Source organism: Sphingomonas telluris, from assembly GCF_022568775.1.
Taxonomy (GTDB): domain Bacteria; phylum Pseudomonadota; class Alphaproteobacteria; order Sphingomonadales; family Sphingomonadaceae; genus Sphingomicrobium; species Sphingomicrobium telluris.
The window spans coordinates 22679-39049 of the sequence record NZ_JAKZHW010000001.1; the positions used below are offsets into that span (position 1 = coordinate 22679).

18 protein-coding genes, 1 tRNA gene and 2 pseudogenes are annotated in these 16371 nt (G+C 61.4%); 6 read left to right on the plus strand and 15 right to left on the minus strand.

Translation table 11 applies throughout. The features are described from left to right. Positions 1–99: 99 nt before the first annotated feature. The 4 genes from LZ016_RS00130 to LZ016_RS00145 all read right to left on the minus strand — a co-directional run bounded on the left by LZ016_RS00130 (position 100) and on the right by LZ016_RS00145 (position 1560). Positions 100–285, minus strand: a complete 186-nt coding sequence (locus LZ016_RS00130) for a hypothetical protein (RefSeq protein ID WP_241444613.1) — start codon at positions 283–285, stop codon at positions 100–102. 129 nt (positions 286–414) lie between these two features. Then, entirely contained in the window at positions 415–597 is a 183-nt protein-coding gene (locus LZ016_RS00135; RefSeq protein WP_241444616.1) for a hypothetical protein, read from the minus strand. Positions 598–662: 65 nt separating this feature from the next. Next, positions 663–812 carry a hypothetical protein gene (locus LZ016_RS00140; protein ID WP_241444618.1) on the minus strand — a complete coding sequence of 50 codons (150 nt, stop codon included), beginning with the start codon at positions 810–812 and terminating at the stop codon, positions 663–665. Positions 813–1101: 289 nt separating this feature from the next. After that, positions 1102–1560, minus strand: coding sequence for a hypothetical protein (locus tag LZ016_RS00145; RefSeq protein WP_241444620.1), 459 nt, complete (start codon positions 1558–1560; stop codon positions 1102–1104). 412 nt (positions 1561–1972) lie between these two features. Here LZ016_RS00145 and LZ016_RS00150 point away from each other — a divergent pair, with 412 nt between their 5' ends. Next, positions 1973–4006: an alpha/beta hydrolase domain-containing protein gene (locus LZ016_RS00150; protein WP_241444622.1), complete on the plus strand. Its 2034-nt coding sequence runs from the start codon at positions 1973–1975 to the stop codon at positions 4004–4006. A 129-nt stretch (positions 4007–4135) separates the two neighbouring features. Here LZ016_RS00150 and LZ016_RS00155 read toward each other — a convergent pair whose 3' ends face one another. From LZ016_RS00155 to LZ016_RS00190, 9 genes and pseudogenes are all read right to left on the minus strand, one after another. Next, complete coding sequence (locus tag LZ016_RS00155) at positions 4136–4927, minus strand: energy transducer TonB (RefSeq protein ID WP_241444624.1); 792 nt, start codon at positions 4925–4927, stop codon at positions 4136–4138. Between the two features lie 152 nt (positions 4928–5079). Continuing rightward, a complete protein-coding gene (locus LZ016_RS00160) occupies positions 5080–5370 on the minus strand; it encodes a colicin immunity domain-containing protein (protein ID WP_241444626.1) in 291 nt (96 codons plus the stop codon). An 87-nt stretch (positions 5371–5457) separates the two neighbouring features. Then, positions 5458–5838 carry a hypothetical protein gene (locus tag LZ016_RS00165; RefSeq protein WP_241444628.1) on the minus strand — a complete coding sequence of 127 codons (381 nt, stop codon included), beginning with the start codon at positions 5836–5838 and terminating at the stop codon, positions 5458–5460. An 88-nt stretch (positions 5839–5926) separates the two neighbouring features. After that, positions 5927–6559 (minus strand): TMEM175 family protein, encoded by a 633-nt coding sequence (locus LZ016_RS00170; protein ID WP_241444630.1) that lies wholly within the window; start codon positions 6557–6559, stop codon positions 5927–5929. Positions 6560–6582: 23 nt separating this feature from the next. Further along, entirely contained in the window at positions 6583–7035 is a 453-nt protein-coding gene (locus LZ016_RS00175; RefSeq protein WP_241444632.1) for a DUF6130 family protein, read from the minus strand. 238 nt (positions 7036–7273) lie between these two features. Next, positions 7274–7582: a VOC family protein gene (locus LZ016_RS00180; RefSeq protein ID WP_241444634.1), complete on the minus strand. Its 309-nt coding sequence runs from the start codon at positions 7580–7582 to the stop codon at positions 7274–7276. A gap of 105 nt (positions 7583–7687) precedes the next feature. Continuing rightward, positions 7688–8101 carry a sensor histidine kinase gene (locus LZ016_RS00185; protein ID WP_241444651.1) on the minus strand — a complete coding sequence of 138 codons (414 nt, stop codon included), beginning with the start codon at positions 8099–8101 and terminating at the stop codon, positions 7688–7690. Positions 8102–8138: 37 nt separating this feature from the next. After that, positions 8139–8375, minus strand: a pseudogene (locus LZ016_RS15595) (histidine kinase); the annotation flags it as partial. 1057 nt (positions 8376–9432) lie between these two features. Continuing rightward, positions 9433–9508: transfer RNA gene (locus LZ016_RS00190), tRNA-Ala, on the minus strand. Positions 9509–9688: 180 nt separating this feature from the next. On the opposite strand from LZ016_RS00190, the gene LZ016_RS00195 reads away from it, so the two are divergent. Both LZ016_RS00195 and LZ016_RS00200 read left to right on the plus strand, forming a co-directional pair. Beyond that, entirely contained in the window at positions 9689–10549 is an 861-nt protein-coding gene (locus tag LZ016_RS00195) for a DUF2171 domain-containing protein (RefSeq protein ID WP_241444653.1), read from the plus strand. 110 nt (positions 10550–10659) lie between these two features. Beyond that, positions 10660–11646 carry an NADP-dependent oxidoreductase gene (locus LZ016_RS00200; protein WP_241444656.1) on the plus strand — a complete coding sequence of 329 codons (987 nt, stop codon included), beginning with the start codon at positions 10660–10662 and terminating at the stop codon, positions 11644–11646. On the opposite strand, the gene ypfJ is transcribed toward LZ016_RS00200, so the two are convergent. After that, a complete protein-coding gene (ypfJ, locus tag LZ016_RS00205) occupies positions 11647–12543 on the minus strand; it encodes a KPN_02809 family neutral zinc metallopeptidase (RefSeq protein WP_241444658.1) in 897 nt (298 codons plus the stop codon). A gap of 92 nt (positions 12544–12635) precedes the next feature. Here ypfJ and LZ016_RS00210 point away from each other — a divergent pair, with 92 nt between their 5' ends. From LZ016_RS00210 to LZ016_RS00220, 3 genes and pseudogenes are all read left to right on the plus strand, one after another. Beyond that, positions 12636–13403: a 3-hydroxybutyrate dehydrogenase gene (locus LZ016_RS00210; protein ID WP_241444660.1), complete on the plus strand. Its 768-nt coding sequence runs from the start codon at positions 12636–12638 to the stop codon at positions 13401–13403. A gap of 9 nt (positions 13404–13412) precedes the next feature. Then, entirely contained in the window at positions 13413–14030 is a 618-nt protein-coding gene (locus tag LZ016_RS00215) for a DUF4893 domain-containing protein (protein WP_241444668.1), read from the plus strand. Positions 14031–14041: 11 nt separating this feature from the next. Then, positions 14042–15354, plus strand: a pseudogene (locus LZ016_RS00220) (amidohydrolase). Here the strand turns inward: LZ016_RS00220 and LZ016_RS00225 are convergent. Continuing rightward, entirely contained in the window at positions 15298–16278 is a 981-nt protein-coding gene (locus LZ016_RS00225) for an aldo/keto reductase (RefSeq protein WP_241447409.1), read from the minus strand. The pseudogene LZ016_RS00220 and the gene LZ016_RS00225 overlap by 57 nt on opposite strands. Positions 16279–16371 lie beyond the last annotated feature (93 nt).

Here is a 16371-nt window from a genome sequence, read left to right on the forward strand (position 1 = left end):
GTTGCGTTCGGTGTCGGAGGAAGTGTCGATTTAGAGCGCTAATTCGCAGCGATCAGCGTCCAGCGCCTCTCGGCCCTGAACTTTCGTCATTCCCGCACCCTAATCGCCGTTGCAGATGTCGCAGATCGCGATCTCGTCGGTGATCGTTCCTTCAGAGATCCCGAACTTCCTGCGGCAGTGCACGCAGGTGGCGACAGGCAGGGAATAGGGCATCACTTGCGGGCGGAACTCGCGCTGCAGCTTGGCTTTGTGCCACGCATCGAACTCTTCGTCAGTGAATGCCATGGCGATCTCCTGTGTCGCCTTTAGCTTCGCGAGGTTAATCTCTGGTGCCTAGTGGCAGGAATGGGTCGAAAGCTGCCATTAAGCCGCTAGTGGCAGGAATGGGTGGAAAGAGGACATCGGCGTCCGGCCTCAGTTCAGCTTGTCTCCGTCGCAGCGCATGACGCACGCTCCTTTGAGCGCCTCAAAGACTCGCCTGGCCGCGAGAGGGCTATGCCGGTTGTGAGGCAGCAGGCTGCCGTTCGCGATGGCAGTCGCAATCAGCGCAACGATCTTTCGATCGCCATCGGACAGGCCCTGATAAGGATCTTTCATCTGTCTGCTCGGCAGCGCAACTGGGTTCGCCTCGCCTGAGTGACGAAGAGGGTAGCTTTGAAACCTCAGTCAGACTGATCTTCAACCGTCTTCTTGTGCTTTTTCAGCAGCTTTTGAGCCTTCTCGGCTAACTCTTTCGCTTGCTCGATACTTTCGCGCAGCGCTTCCTGCGTTTGCTGAATCTGCTCGATCTCTTTGTCTGAAGATTTAGCCATACCACCCCTCGGGAGCCGAACGGGTGCTTACATCGAATGTTCCGAGAAATGTCGGGAACACGACGCATCGAAATCTCTGCTTTGGTTCGGGCCTCTGGGCGAGGCTGAGACCTAGCGAGCTAACGTCCGCACTGGGTCGAAAGCAGATACTACTCTAACGGCAGGAATGGGTGGAATCCTGCCATTAGGACTTGGCCGTGATTGCCGGCTGTGGCCGATAGCGGACGGTCCGCTTATGTCCGGTTTCGATCCAAAGCGGACGTAAGCTCTTCGACTTACCGGCCGGTGCTTAACACCTGGTTTGGTCGCTCGGACTAATGGCAGCTTTCGACCGATCCGACGTTTTACGAGTGCGCGCCTCCCAGTCCGTTTCGTTGTCGCTGTCCTTCATGTTGCCCCGGTAGTAGAAGACGCCGTTGTCGACGTCATCCTTGAACAGGATGATGCCGGAGGTGCCGGCGAAGTCGCCGGTGCCCGAGACGATCGAGTGCTCGCAGCGTCCGTGGATCTCCGCCTCGAAGTTCGCGGTGAACTTTCCAGTGAACGTGTAGGTCGTCGCGAACGTCCCGCACGTCGTCTCGTTGAGACAACCAACGAAGAGCTCGGTGCCCGTCTCCTGGTAGGCACCGCTTGGGTGCAACCTCGAGTCCGACACGTAGGTGTACCAGCACCCCCCCAGGCTTCCATCCATCTTGATCGGTGGATAGTTCCCCGTGTCGGCCGGTGGCGCCCCTGCATCCGCGGGCACCGTGCACGCCTCGTTGTACACCCCAGACCCTGACACCTGCATCGTCCCCGCCGCCGCTGTCGTCGCAACAGCCACCAAGCCACTTATTGCGATCCCCGTGAGAGCTAACAGCTTGCGCATGATCGTGTCCTCTGAACTGGGTGCATCCCAGGGCGATCTACGCCAACATCGTCCTAAATGTAGCTTACCGAAGGATATTACGGCTCCGTTACTAACCGGAGATAAGACCGCAGTCTGCGGGAACGGCAATTCCTAGGCCCGCGATGGGTTGAATTCAGACGTCACACTAATGGCAGGAATGGGTCGAAAGAGGACATTACAAGTTGTGAGGCGGGCGCGGCGACAACAACCTTGCCTGTAATCGACAGTCATTGCCCTTGATGTAATATTCATCTCTTCGCAGGGGGTGGATATGCGTCGCCTTTTTATGGCTTTTCTGCTCGCGGGCGCGGCTGCGCAAGCGTCAGCGGAAGTCGTGTCGGTCGAGATCAAGGAGCAGCGGCCATGGATTCCCGGCCGCCAGTTCAACGCCGGCGAATATGAGCTGCTGTCAGGCGTGGTCCATTACGAAGTTGATCCACTCGCCAAGTCATCACGCGGCATAGCCGACATCCGCCTTGCCCCGCGAAACGCGCGGGGAATGGTCGAATTTCAAGGCCCGTTCATGATGTTGCGGCCCCTCGATCCGGCACGGTCGAATGGCACCACCATTTTCGAGGTTGCCAATCGCGGCCTGACGCAAATGCAGAGCGTGATGATCGAGACGGACACGTTCTCGTTGCTGAGGAACGAGACCCGGGACGTATCGCGGCCTGCCTTGTTCGACAGGGGCTACACATTTGCCTGGGCCGGCTGGCAGGGCAATCTGACGGCCGATGAATTTGGCCTGGCGGTCCCAACTGCTCGCGTAAACGGGCCGGTCCGCGCTACCGCCTTCCTGGGTTTTAGATCGAACGGCCTCGACGGCGGGCCTTTTCTGGAGGCTCCCGCTTGTGCGGCCAATTCGGGAGATCCGGTTGCCGTCTTGCGCGTGCACAAGAGCTTCGATGATCCCGGTACCGTCGTGCCACGGAGCGAATGGAGCTTCGCCCGAAGGAAGAAGGATGGCACCGTCGTTGCCGATCCCTGTGCGGTTCTGCTTGCAAGGCCGCTGGCGAAGCCCGCACTCGTATCCGCCACCTTCCAGGGAGACTTTCCAAAACTCATGGGCTTGGGCCAGGCCGCCGTCAGAGATTTCGTGGCCCATCTCAGGCGCGCTGACAAACCCAGCGCCCTCAATTCCCGTGCTGGCGATACGCGACGGGTCATCGCGTACGGATACTCACAAAGCGCTCGTTTCCTTCGCGACTTCCTTTATCGGGGTTTCAACGCGGACGAAGAGGGTCGGCCTGTCTTCGATGGCGTTTTGGACGTCGCGTCCGGCTCTGGCAGGGGCTCCTTCAATCATCGCTATGCATCACCCGGCTCGGCGGGCAACTCGGTGGGCAGCGCTCTGAGGGCAGTGGACCTCTATCCGTTCGCCGACGTTCCGACGCCCGACATCGATGGAAAGGCAAACGAGGGGCAGCTCGACGGCGCCATTCGAGACAAGGTGCAGCCCCGCATCTTCCACATCCTGAATTCATCCGAATATTGGGCGCGAGCCGGATCGCTGCTTCAAACGACTACGGATGGCCGCAGCGCTCTCCCCGAGGCAGCGGGAACCCGCACCTTTGCGTTCGCCGGAACCGCCCACGGACCGCGGCGGCATACGCTCTTCCTGGAAGAGGCCACGAAAGCCGATTACCCGTACAACGACAGCACGGACCTTTGGCTCGCCATGCCCGCCATAGTCGTCATGCTCGATCGTTGGTTGATGGGTACGGCCTCCCCGCAATCGCGCGTTCCTCGCGTGGGAACGACTTTGGTCCCGCCCTCAGATCTCAAATTCCCGAAGATTCCGAACGTCGAAGTTCCCCAGGCACCGCCTCCGGTTTGGCAACTGAATCTGGGCCCGGATTATGATGCGCGCGGGATCTTGACCGAACCTCCGAAGCTCGGATCCCGCTATCCGTTGCTCGTCCCGCAGGTCGATCAAGACGGTAACGAACTGGGATCGTGGCGCGGTCTCGCTGGGTCTGTTCCGCTCGGCACCTACACGGCCTGGAACTATCAAGACCGAAGGATGCTGAAAGCGTTCGGGATGCTGTCCGGCCTCCAGGGTGCCTTCATACCGTTTCCTGCCACCAAGTCGGACCGCGAGCAGAGCGGCGATACGCGCCTTTCCGTCAACGAGAGATATGGCGGCCTTGGCGGTTACATGATCGCCGTGGATCTAGCGATCGACAGCCAGGTCTCGGCGGGGTTCCTATTACCTGAGGAGCGCGACCGGGCCCGTGCCGCCATGTTTAGCAACTGGGATCGGGTAAGCGGCTTGAGAATACATTGGCCTCGTCCGACAGGATGAGCCCCGCAGCGCTTCTTCGGCTGTCTGCCTGGTTACAACGGACGGTACGCCAGTGGCAGGAATGGGTCGAAAGGTGCCATTACCGTTGTGGCAGGAATGGGTCGAAAGCTGACATTCGGGCAGAGGTATTCAGCAGGCATAGTTCCCGGAGCCAGCGGCCCGGCAGCCCTTGGGAATGATCCACTGGGTTCGCGTGAAGAACATGCTCTCCATCGGTTTGCCGTTCTTGTCCTTAGCCGGCGTGAAGGCCGTGTGGAGCAGGCCCCAGCAGATGGCCCAATCCAGGCTTTTACTCTGGCTGGCTTCAACGATCCTACAGTCACTTGGCTTGCCCCTGGAATCGAGGCGGATACGCGCTGAGTTAGCGCCCGTTTGCTCCTTCCTCGCAGCAGTCCCGGGGAAGTTCATGTTTATGCCGTACTTCGGCTTGGGCAGTTCTGCCATCGCGGCCTGCTGGGCTTGGCTGAAACCCCATTGGTCCAGCAAATCGGCAACGCAGTCATCGAGAACGGTGACCGCCTTGCGGAAGTCCGGCAGAGAGAAGGCGACCCGGAGGTTGTCGCCGGCATCGAGCGACAGCACTCCGGCGGCAGTCGCCTTGTCCAGATCCGCTCTGGAAAGCCCAGTTGCATTATAGCGCCTAGAGGCACCGCTAAGATTGAAGCTGGACAAGCGCCCCTTCACTTCCGCGCCGCCTGGCGAGAACCCGATGTTCACGGGCACCCTTTCAGCGGGCAGTTGGCTGGCGGCCTCGAATACGAATATCGAGGTCCAGTCAGTCATTGGCGCAGGACGAAAGGAAAGTGTCACGCGATTCTCAGGCGTGCCATAGTCGCGCTGAAGAACGCACATGTTGTCGGCGTATTCGACAACCCACTTGCCCGAAGGCTGCAAGACCGGAGGCGGGGCCGCACTGGCCATCAACAAAACGCCGGCCGAGAAACTTGAAAGCAATCCCACCTGCTATTCTCGCCCATCGCCCTGAGGCATCAGTTCTGCAGGGTCAGCGCAATGTCCGCAATGGGTCGAAAGCTGCCACTACGCTAATGGCACGAATGGGTCGAAAGCGGACATTAGCTGTCCAAAGAGCGAAGCCGAACCAGTGCTTCTGCCGCTCCACGTCTCAATCCAGCCTCATCGACGTATAGGCCATTCGCGTCGGCCAGCAGGTCGGCATCTTGGGTGAACATGTCGCAAGTCGCCTGATGCCGGTCGAGAACGAGAAAGACCGTCTCGGGAATGTCAATCCGACCTTCTTGCTGGCAGCGCTTGAAGAACTGCGCGGCATGCTCATCGGCTGACGAACGCCTTTCCACAAAGTCGCACAGCAGGCGCTCATAGTCACTCGTATCGAACTCGCTCACAGGCACGAGAGTAGTGGCAAGCCGAATGTCCGCAATGGGTCGAAAGCTGCCACTAAGCTAGTGGCAGGAATGGGTGGAAAGCTGCCGCTAGTGAGGAAGTGGGAGGCCGTTCATCTTTGCGAACGTGCGGACCAGATCGTCACAAGCGGACTTCGACGCTTCGCAGAGAACATCCATTCGTATCTCTGAACCAACTTGTTTCGGAATCACCCACCGCTTCACCACTGCAGGATAAGCGGCGTATGCCTGCGGGGCGAACGACCAAATTGAATATGCCCCCTCATCCGTCGCAATGAGCCAGCCGTTCTCGGTCGTGAAAACAACTCCCGGCTTCGCGCGCAAAGCTGTGAGCGCGTCGGACACGCTTTGATATTCGATGCTTGCCTCTGCTTCAGGAAGTGGCGCTTGCTGAGCAGGCGCGAGTGCTGTCGCCGCAAGTGCGAACGCGAGGATGAACTGACCTAACATCTGGCAATTGGTTTCAGAACGCCTGTCACAGCACAAGGTCGAACCGCTAATGGCAGGAATGGTTCGAAAGCTGCCACTAGCAAGCCCTTCAGTCGTCAGTCGATTCCTCGATCAGACTAATCTCCCTCGTCGTCACGGGAAGGAAAAACATCGCCGGCAGAACGAGCAAGCATGCCCACGCAATCCTGATATCTACAAAAGCGATCGGCATGGCCGCGGCATAGATCGCGACGGCGGGCCAGATTCTTCGGAACACGCGACGGTGCAGCTCACGATGGAAATCGCTGCGGCTAATGTTCGTCGCATGCTTCCGCAGCAGACTAAACGATAACGTGCTCATCATGACCACGAACGCATAGGCCGCAACAGCTCTCGGTGAGGTCGCGTGGAGGCCGAAAAATCGCGCGACGATGGGTATGAGCGTTACCCAGAACAGCGCATTGTTATTGAGCCAGATGGTCGTGCGGTCGGTCTTTGGGAGAGTGAAGATCAGATAGTGATGGTTGCTCCAAAAAATCGCGATGACCACGAAGCTAAGTGAATAGGTGGCCAGGAGCGCCAAAAATTCCATTAGCGCGACACGATTACTCCCGAACGCAAGGTCGTCCGGGATATGGATCTCCAAGACCATGATCGTAACGACGATCGCGAAAACCGCGTCTGAGAAAGACTCGATGCGTCGGTTGGTCGGCTTCAGTTCTGCGGGTCTAGGGCCTGCCAACTGACGCGTCCTTACCAAGCAGCCTAATGGTGGCCGCCCCAGTTCGGCATCGTAAAGCTCACCACCTTTCTCTGCCCGGGGAAGAGGTTGTGGTTCGCGTCGACGAGATCGATCGTCACCTTGTGTGGGCCTGGCGGCAACCCGAATATGTCGATGGTATTGCTGCCGCTCGTATCCGCCCACAACCATGGCAAGTCGTCGACGGTTATGTGCAGGTGTCCCACGCGTGGTGACGTGTGAAGCGCGCCCTCGCCAAGCACCGGACCGATGCGAACATTCTCCGCGTGATATTGAATCCATACGAGCCCCTTGGGCAGTCCCTCGGGGATCGGCGGGTCGACAACTAGTTTGGGCGCGGCCTCATTCTTGATCTCTATGTAGGGCGTGGCCCCATGCTGCCATGCGGTTTGGGCCGAGACACCTGTTGTCAAAGCGGTTGCCGTTGCGACCACCTCAAATGTTCTGAGGGTGCGCATTTGCCTTCTCCTCCGCCGAGTTGAGAATGAACGCGTACGCAACGCGTGCTCGACCGTTGGAGAGATACTGGTGCGCTACCGACTGGCGGCCTGAATGACGCCCTGACTCTCGGTAACGAGTCGGTCAAGCGATCCGTCGCATTCTAATGGCGGGAATGGGTGGAAACCGGACGTTAGCGCTTGATTGCTGTGGACGGCCAGCCAACGCGCACAAGAAGACCGTCCGGTCCAGCGATCCCTACTTCGTAGAGGCCCCACTCACGGTGGCGCAAAATGCCGCCGGCCGGATGATCAGGTCATCCACACGAGCGGCGATGGCTTCAACGTCCGGCGTGCGGATGAATACGCCAAAGGGATTATGCTCGGGCACGCGCCATACGCCATCTCCCGCCTGAGTTAGATGAACCTCGCAGCCCCAGCCGGTCATGATGAAGTAGTTGTCGTCTCCGCCTGTACGAGAAAAGCCAAGGCGTTCCCAAAACTGACAAGCCTTTGGGAGATCGTTGCTTGGAACAATGGCGAACGCGCCCGTAGATGGCGTTTCCAATTCGTATACTCCCCCTGATGACCGCTAAATGCAGGCAACGCGGGATGTCAGCAATGGTGATTGCAGACACTCGCCGATCGCAGGAATGGGTGGAATGCTGACGCTTCAGGTCAGATACGAGAGAGCGTCCCCGGTGGCGGCCCGTGGAACAACGGCCACGATGGTCGTGCCACGCTGCTTACTGCGGGCCGACAACGTTCCGCCATGCACAAGCATCCGGCTGCGCATGACCTTTAGGCCAACGCCACCGGTAGCCAGCGCGGCCTTAAGCGACATGCCGCACCCGTCGTCAGCAACCTTCAGTCGAACGTGGGTGTCGGTCAGCGACAGGTTCACCTTGATGGATTTCGCGGCTCCATGACGGAAGGCATTGGTCATTGCCTCCTGCGCCACCCTCAACAAGGCAAGCGCTGGTTCGCACTTCAGGTAGTTGCATTCCCCTTCGACCCGAAACGAGGTTCGAACACCCGTCCGTTTGCCAAAACCGGTAGCTGCGGAGAGCGACTGGTAGGCCGTCACGACTTAATTCGGCAGGATAATGAAGGAAAGCGAGTGCGCGTACATTATCTTCTATCTCGTGCGCGTCGCACTGCACTTGATGGACTGCCTCGGCCAATGTGGAGAGCGGGGAGTTGGTGAGCCTCGCGACGTCAAGGCGCAACGCGATGAGGAGCTGGCCAAGCGAGTCGTGCAGTTCGCGGGAAAACCGCATCCGCTCCCGCTCTTTTGCTTTGAGATATCCGGCTAGGAAATCCCGACTCTGGAACTGCGCGAGGAGTTCTTCCCCACTCATTTGACTAGGGGGCACGGAGACTGCGTCCGCAATCGGTTGTGTCACTTTCACGCCAGTATCCCGCAGCCCGTCCGGGCTGAGAGCCTAGCGAGAGGTCGAATACCCCCTTTCGATCTAGCGACAGCAATTTGCTCATTCGCGACAAGGACAAGCGACTCGTAATGGCAGCTTTGGGTCGAATCTGCCGCTAAGGGTAACTTGGCGGTGTGCTCTTGTCGTCGATGTTCACGGGATCGACGCGCTCGAAGTACGGTCGCTCAACAAGGTTCCTGAGAAGGTATTGGCCTGACCGGCTTCGGTACAGCTGCCAACACCGAAGATGTCCATTCACGCTAGCGCAAACCCGATCGTCTTGGAGCGAATAAGTACCGTAGCTCCTCGGCACCCTGTCTCCACACGTGATGTATTGACCGTCCGACGTGAATGCGTCGCAGCGAGCGCTCGATGTGATTATGATTTCACCTGGTGCCGGCGGGCCTGGATAGCTGAACTTCTTGCCAACTATAGCATCGCGCAATGGTCCGCCGGTCAATTGGCGATATGTCGTATTGTTGAAAACGGCATCGGCGGAGCTGTGGCCTGACACACAGCCGGTTAGCACGAGCAGACCCGAAACAATGCTAGCAATCCGAACCACCGGCCTACCTCACTGCGAATGGCACAGCAGATGCCAAACTAGACCCTAACCTAATGGCAGCTTTGGGTCGAAAGCTGCCGCTAGCTCGATTCCGGACGTTCTCGAATCGTTCTCATCGGCTTACTCGGGCGCGAATGCCCAAGTCTCCGAGCCCGCCCGACCTCCAGCACTGCCGCGAGTGCGGCAAGGTTCATATTGCTTAATTCCTCAGCGATCAGCTCACGCAGCGGCGCGACAGCGAGAGGTACTGGACTTCGTGGCTGTGACCTGTGCGAATTTCGGAATCGAGCCGACGGGGGCCAGCTGACTTTGCAGACTAAGGGGGCCCCGCGCCCGTCATTGGCGGGCCGGCGTCACCCCTGTCTTTTCCGTACTTTTTCCGTATGGCCGAGGGCGGGTCCAGCTAAATTATTGAAAAGCTGGTGGAGCTGAGGGGAATCGAACCCCTGACCTCTGCAGTGCGATTGCAGCGCTCTCCCATCTGAGCTACAGCCCCACACCTCGGCAGGCGGCCCACATAGCGGCGCCTTTTCCCCCTTGCAATGACTGGCCGTAAGGCAATTTCGCCCTACCGCTGATTGCGTCCGCCTGAGGAACGGCCGTGCTGTCGTGTTCGTTGAATCCCTCAGGACCAGCCGGCAGTCCGCCGGCCCATTTTCGGTACTGGAGGCAGGCAATGGCTTACGAGCGGTACGATCCGGAAGAGCGCCGATGGCGCGACGAAGACGAGCGCCGTGCAATGGGACGCGACCGTGATCCGCGGTTCGAAGACCGCGACTCGCAAAGAGGCGAGAGAGGCTTCTTCGATCGCATGGGCGACGAGGTTCGTTCCTGGTTCGGCGACGAAGACCGTGGTCATTCGCGCGACGATCGCCGCGGGCGCGAGGGCGAGGACTGGCGTGAGTGGTCGAGTACCAACGAGCAGCAATACAACCCACGCTGGCGCGAGGAGATCGGGCGCGAACCGCTCCGAATGCACGAACCGCGCGACGATCGCTTCGACCGCGAGAACCACACGGAGTGGAACCGCGACCCCTATCGCAGCACATCCTTCGCCGGTTCGAGGGCGCGCTCGAACCACGACGATCTGCATTATGAGCAGTGGCGCCGGCGGCAGGTCGAGGATCTCGACCGCGACTATGACGAATACCGTCGCGAGCGGCAGTCGAACTTCGAGCAGGACTTCGGCGGTTGGCGCGACAAGCGGCAGTCCAAGCGAGACCTCCTGCGCGGCATCCGCGAGCATATGGAAGTCGTCGGCAACGACGACCAGCATGTGGGCACCGTCGACCGCGTTGCCGGCGACCGTATCATCTTGAGTCGCAGCGACCCAGAGTCAGGCGGCGTCCATCATTCGCTAAGCTGCACCGATGTGGATCGTGTGGAGAACGACCGCGTGATCCTCGACTGCAAGGCCGACAAGGCGCGCGAGCGTTGGCGCGACGAGAGCCGCAGCCGGGCCCTGTTCGAGCGCGAGGATCAGGGCCGCGCGGGCCCGCACATCCTCGATAGGAGCTTCTCGGGCACCTATCGCTAGTTGACCCGCCCTACCCGGGGCAGGGGATCGGCCCGGGCGCCTCGTGCGTCCGGGCCTTTCTTGTGCGCGCGTGCGAGCTTATGCGCCTTCCAACAACAGGGAGACGTGCAATGGCCCGCGCCTGGCATTTGACGAGCCGCCCACAGGGGCTGCCGACGAACGAGAATTTTGCTCTCAAGGAAATCGACCTCCCGCCCCTCGGGCCGGGCATGGTCCGCATTCGCAACCAATGGTTGTCCGTCGACCCGTACATGCGCGGGCGCATGAACGACGTGAAAAGCTATGTCCCGCCGTTCCAGATCGACCAGCCGATGGAAGGCGGCGCGGTCGGCGAAGTGGTTGAATCCACCGCCGCCGGCTTCTCGCCCGGCGACCGCGTTCTCCATATGGCGGGGTGGCGGGACGAAGCGGTCGTGGACGCGAGGACGGCCAACAAGCTCCCTCCGCTGCAGGTCGAGCCGCATCTTTTCCTCGGGAATCTCGGAGTGACCGGCGCAACCGCCTATTTCGGACTGCTCGACGTCGGACAGGCCAAGGCCGGCGATATCGTCTTCGTGTCCGCTGCGGCCGGCGCCGTCGGCTCGGCGGTCGTCCAGATCGCCAAGGCCAAGGGCATGACGGTCATCGGCTCCGCGGGCGGTGAGGAGAAATGCGAGTTCGTCCGCTCGCTCGGTGCCGACCAGGTCGTCGACTACAAGGCGCAGCCGATCCTGAAGGGTCTCGCCGCCGCCGCTCCGGAAGGCATCGACGTCTATTTCGACAATGTCGGCGGCGATCATCTCGACGCCGCCTTCGCGCTCGCGCGGATGCGCGCGCGGTTCGCGATCTGCGGGATGATCGAAGGCTACAACAAGGCCGAGCCGGCCTCATTCCGCTTCATCATGCGGGTGATCGCCATGCGCATCCGAATGCAGGGCTTCATCGTCTTCGACTTCCAGTCGCGGATGGACGAATTCTATCGCGAGATGGGCCAGCTGATCGCGAGCGGCCAGCTCCAGTCGCGCGAGACCGTCCACGAGGGCCTCGAGAGCATGCCCGACGCCTTCCGCGGGCTGTTCAGCGGCGAAAACGTCGGGAAGATGCTCGTCAGGATCTGACTAGCGGTTGAACTTGCAGGCGGCCGGATTGCCGGTCTTCAGGCCCGTCTGCAGGGCCTGCATCCGCTGCGCCGACGATCCGTGCGTGAAACTCTCCGGAATAACCACGCCCTGACTTTGCTTCTGGAGCATGTCGTCCCCGATCGCCTCGGCGGCGCGCATGCCTTCCTGGACGTCGCCTGGTTCGAGGATGTTGCCCTGCGCGTCGCGGGCATTGGCCGCCCACACGCCGGCATAGCAATCGGCCTGAAGCTCGACGCCGACCTGGATCGCATTACCCTGCGTCTCGGATGACCGCGCCTGCGCATTGTGCGCTTCGTCGAGCGTGCCTTCGAGGTCCTGCACGTGGTGGCCGACCTCATGCGCGATCACATAGGCCATGGCGAAATCGCCCGGCGCGCCGAAGCGCTGCGACAGCTCGTTGAAGAATGTCGGGTCGATGTAGATCGTCTTGTCGTTGGGGCAGTAGAACGGCCCCATCGCCGCCTGGCCCGCCCCGCAGGCCGTGCCGGTTCCGCCGCTGTAGGCGACCATTCGCGTCGGGACGTAGCGGCTGCCGCTCTTGGCGAAGATGTCGCTCCAGGTCTCCTCGGTCGATCCGAGCACACGAGTCAGGAACTGCCTCGTATTCGGATCGAGCGTCGACTGGCCGGGCGCCGAGGGGGCGCTGGTGGTCGGCCCACTGGGCAAGAGGCCACCGCCACCGCCGCCGAGCTGGGTCAGCGCGCAATAGCCGACCAGCAGGATGAGGACGCCGACGATGCCGAACCGGCTCGCGACCATCGGCAGCAGGCAGCCGAGCATGTTGCCGCCGCCGCCACCGCCGAAACCGAAGCCGCCGCCTTGGCCTGTTCGATCTTCGAAATTGCTGCTCTCCGGTTCACCACCAAGGCGCATCGCGTTCCTCCTCGCGTCGTCTCCAATGCGCGTGAGCCGTTGCGGTTGCAAATCCATCTCGCGACGCCGAGTAGCGCGGCAAAGGAGACCCCATGATTCTGGAAGGCAAAGTCGCTCTCGTCACCGGTTCTACCTCAGGCATCGGGCTCGCCATCGCCCGTTCCCTCGCCGCGAAGGGCGCGAAGGTAATGCTGAACGGTTTCGGCGATCCCGCCGAGATCGAGAAACTCAAGAGCGAGCTTGGCGCCCTCCACGACGGCGCAGACATGTCGGACCCGGCCCAGATCGAGGCGATGGTTCGCCACTGCAGCGATGAGCTCGGAGCCCCGGACATCGTCGTCAACAATGCCGGCATCCAGCACGTCTCTCCGGTCGAGGAGTTCCCGGTCGAGAAGTGGAATGCGATCCTCGCCATCAACCTGTCCGCTGTCTTCCACACGACGCGGCTGACGATCGCGTCCATGAAGGCGAAGGGCTGGGGCCGGATCATCAACACGGCTTCGGCGCACAGCCTGATCGCCAGCCCCAACAAGTCCGCCTACGTCGCCGCCAAGCATGGCGTCGCGGGCTTCACCAAGACCGTTGCCCTGGAGGCCGCAAAGGACGGCGTGACCGTCAACTGCATCTCCCCCGGATATGTCTGGACGCCGCTGGTCGAGAATCAGATCCCCGACACAATGAAGGCGCGGAACCTGACACGCGAGCAGGTCGTGAACGACGTTCTGCTCGCCGCGCAGCCGACCAAGCGCTTCGTTACCCCGGAGGAGATTGGCGCGTTGGCGCTGTTCCTCTGCCGCGAAGAGGCCCGCTCGATCACTGGTGCGAACCTCAGCGTGGACGGCGGCTGGACTGCCGCCTAGGCTCCACCGATGCGCTTAATCCTCGCCGCCATTTCGCTGGTCCTTCTGTCGGGCTGTGCCGAATTCGAAAGCCGGGGCGTCATCGCGCAGCCAACGCGCGACTGGCGCACAGTGGTCACGGATGTCGATCGGACGAAGCTGCGGGACTGGCGGACGGCTTTCGTGGAGGCGCTGCAGGATGCACGCAACGGTGGCTTTTCGGCTGAGATCGAAAAGGAGGGCGTTCTCCTCAATCCCGACGCGGCGCTCGGCGGACCGATTCCGGATGGCGACTACCGCTGCCGCGTGATCAAGCTCGGCGCGAAGAGCGGCGGCATGCTCAACTATGTGGGCTATCCCTATTTCAACTGCCGCGTGAGCCGGAACGGCCAGCAGCAGGACTTCGCCAAGCTCAGCGGCTCGCAGCGGCAGGTGGGCTCGCTGTTTCCTGGCGACCAGTTGCGCCAGGTGTTCCTCGGGACGCTGGTGCTCGGCGATGAAGCCCGCGCGTTCCAATACGGCCGCGACACCGACCGCGATGTCGCCGGCTATGTCGAGCGGATCGGCGATAGCCGCTGGCGGCTGATCATGCCGCGCCCGGCGTATGAATCCGTGATGGACGTGATGGAACTGGTTCCAGCATCTTAGGGGGCGCGTTAATGCGATTGTTTCTTGGGCTAGCGATGGCCGCCATGACCTTGCCGACGACCGCCAATGCCGCCGCGCTTCAGGACGCGATCCGCGCGGACATGCCGCAGCTGATGACGCTGTATCGGGACCTGCACGCCAACCCCGAACTGTCGATGCAGGAGGTCCGCACTCCGGCGAAGCTGGCGCCGGAGATGCGAAAGCTGGGTTTCGACGTTACCGAGAAAGTCGGGAAGACGGGCGTCGTCGCGGTGATGAAGAACGGGCCCGGGCCCGTGCTGATGCTTCGTGCAGACATGGACGCTCTGCCGGTGAAGGAGCAGACCGGACTGCCGTTTGCATCGAAGGCCGTCGGCAAGCTTCCGGACGGGAGCGAAACACCTGTCATGCACGCCTGCGGGCACGACACGCACATCACGGCCTGGCTCGCGACCGCGCGGCGGCTGACCGCGATGAAGGACCAATGGTCGGGCACGCTCGTCATGGTGCTCCAGCCCGGCGAGGAGCGGGTGATGGGCGCCAAGGCCATGCTGGAAGACGGCCTGTTCACCCGCTTCCCGAAGCCGAGTTACCTTCTGGCCTTCCATGACGCGGCGACCCTTCCGGCCGGCGTCATCGGGGTGACCAACGGTTACGTCCTCGCTAACGTCGTACGATCAACATCTCGGTCAAAGGGGTGGGCGGGCATGGCGCCTATCCGCAGAATACGAAGGACCCGATCGTCCTCGCGTCGAAGATCGTCATGGCACTGCAGACGCTGGTCAGCCGCGAGAACGATCCGCAGCAGCCCGCAGTCGTGACCGTCGGCAGCTTCCATTCCGGAACCAAGAGCAACATCATTTCGGACGAGGCGAAGCTGGCGCTTACGGTGCGGAGCTACACGCCCGAAACGCGCAAGCTCCTGCTCGATGGCATCAATCGCATCGTTCGCGGAGAGGCGATCGCAGCCGGAATGCCCGAGGACAAGATGCCGACCGTGGAGATCGAGCGGCCTTCCGCGGACGCGACGTTCAACACGCCGGAATTCTCCCAGCACCTGACGCAGCTATTCAAGTCGCACTTCGGCGATGCTCGGGTCGAGCAGCCCAAGGCCGTCATGGCCGCCGAGGACTTCAGCCGGTATTGGCTTGCCGACAAGTCGAAGCAGAGCGTCATTTTCTGGGTCGGCGGAGTGCCGAAAGACAAATGGGACGCGGTCGGCGGCGACACGCTGAAGCTGCCCGCGCTGCACAGCCCGTTCTGGGCACCGGACGCGGAGGCCGTGATTTCAACGGCGACCGAGGCGCTGACCGTCGCTTCTTTGGACGTTCTGAAGAAGAGCTGAGCGCCCGCCGGACGACCGCTGGGCGCTCGCCTCGTCGAGGCGGGCGATTTGCTCCGCTGAGAGTTTAAGGTTCAACGACGCGATTTGCTCGTGCAGCTGCTCGACGCTCGTGGCGCTTGCCAGCGTCGCTGTGATCCCGGGCTGGGCGTTGGTCCACGCCAAGGCAATCGCGGCAAGCGGCGCACCGGTTTCAGCAGCAATGCCGTCGAGCGCGTCGAGGACGGCTTGTCCCTTGCCCTCGAGATATTCGACGATGCGCTGGCCGCGTACGCTTTTCCCGAGGTCCTCCTTGCTCCGGTACTTGCCCGTCAGGAAGCCGTTCGCGAGGCCGTAGAAGGGGATAATGCCCATCCCGTGCGCGATGGCCGTGTCATGCAGCGGACCTTCGAGCTTTGGCCGGTCGACGAGATTGTACCAGGTCTGCAGGGCGCACGGCCGCGTGACGCCTTGGGCCTCAGCCGTCTTCATCGCCTCGTCGAGCCGCTCTGCCGTGTATTGGGACAGTCCGATTGAACGCACCTTTCCGACATCGATCAGCGCTTGCATCGCGCCGAGGCTGTCGGCCAGGGGAACTTCCGGATCGTCCTTATGGTGGTAGTAGAGATCGATCGTCTCGATCCCGAGGCGGGCTAGCGAAGCATCGCAGGCGGACGCGATGGAGTCCGGGGCTAGGCCGGCCAGGAACCCGACTTTCGTCGCAATGACGATCCTGTCGCGCTTGGCGGGGTCGCGCTTGAGCCAATTGCCGATGACGGTTTCGCTTTCGCCGCCCTTATGACCCTCGACCCAGGCTGAATATACGTCGGCTGTGTCGATCATGTTGCCGCCGGCATCGACGAACGCGTCGAGGATCCGGAAGCTGGTCGCTTCATCGGCCGTCCAGCCGAAGACGTTGCCGCCGAGCGCCAGCGGCGCGACTTCGATCCGCTGCTGCCGAGCGGCCTTCTTTCCACCGTCATGAGTCGCCTCTAGCCGATCCGTTCACCACTTCTTTGTAAAATTTAGCGACACCCCAAC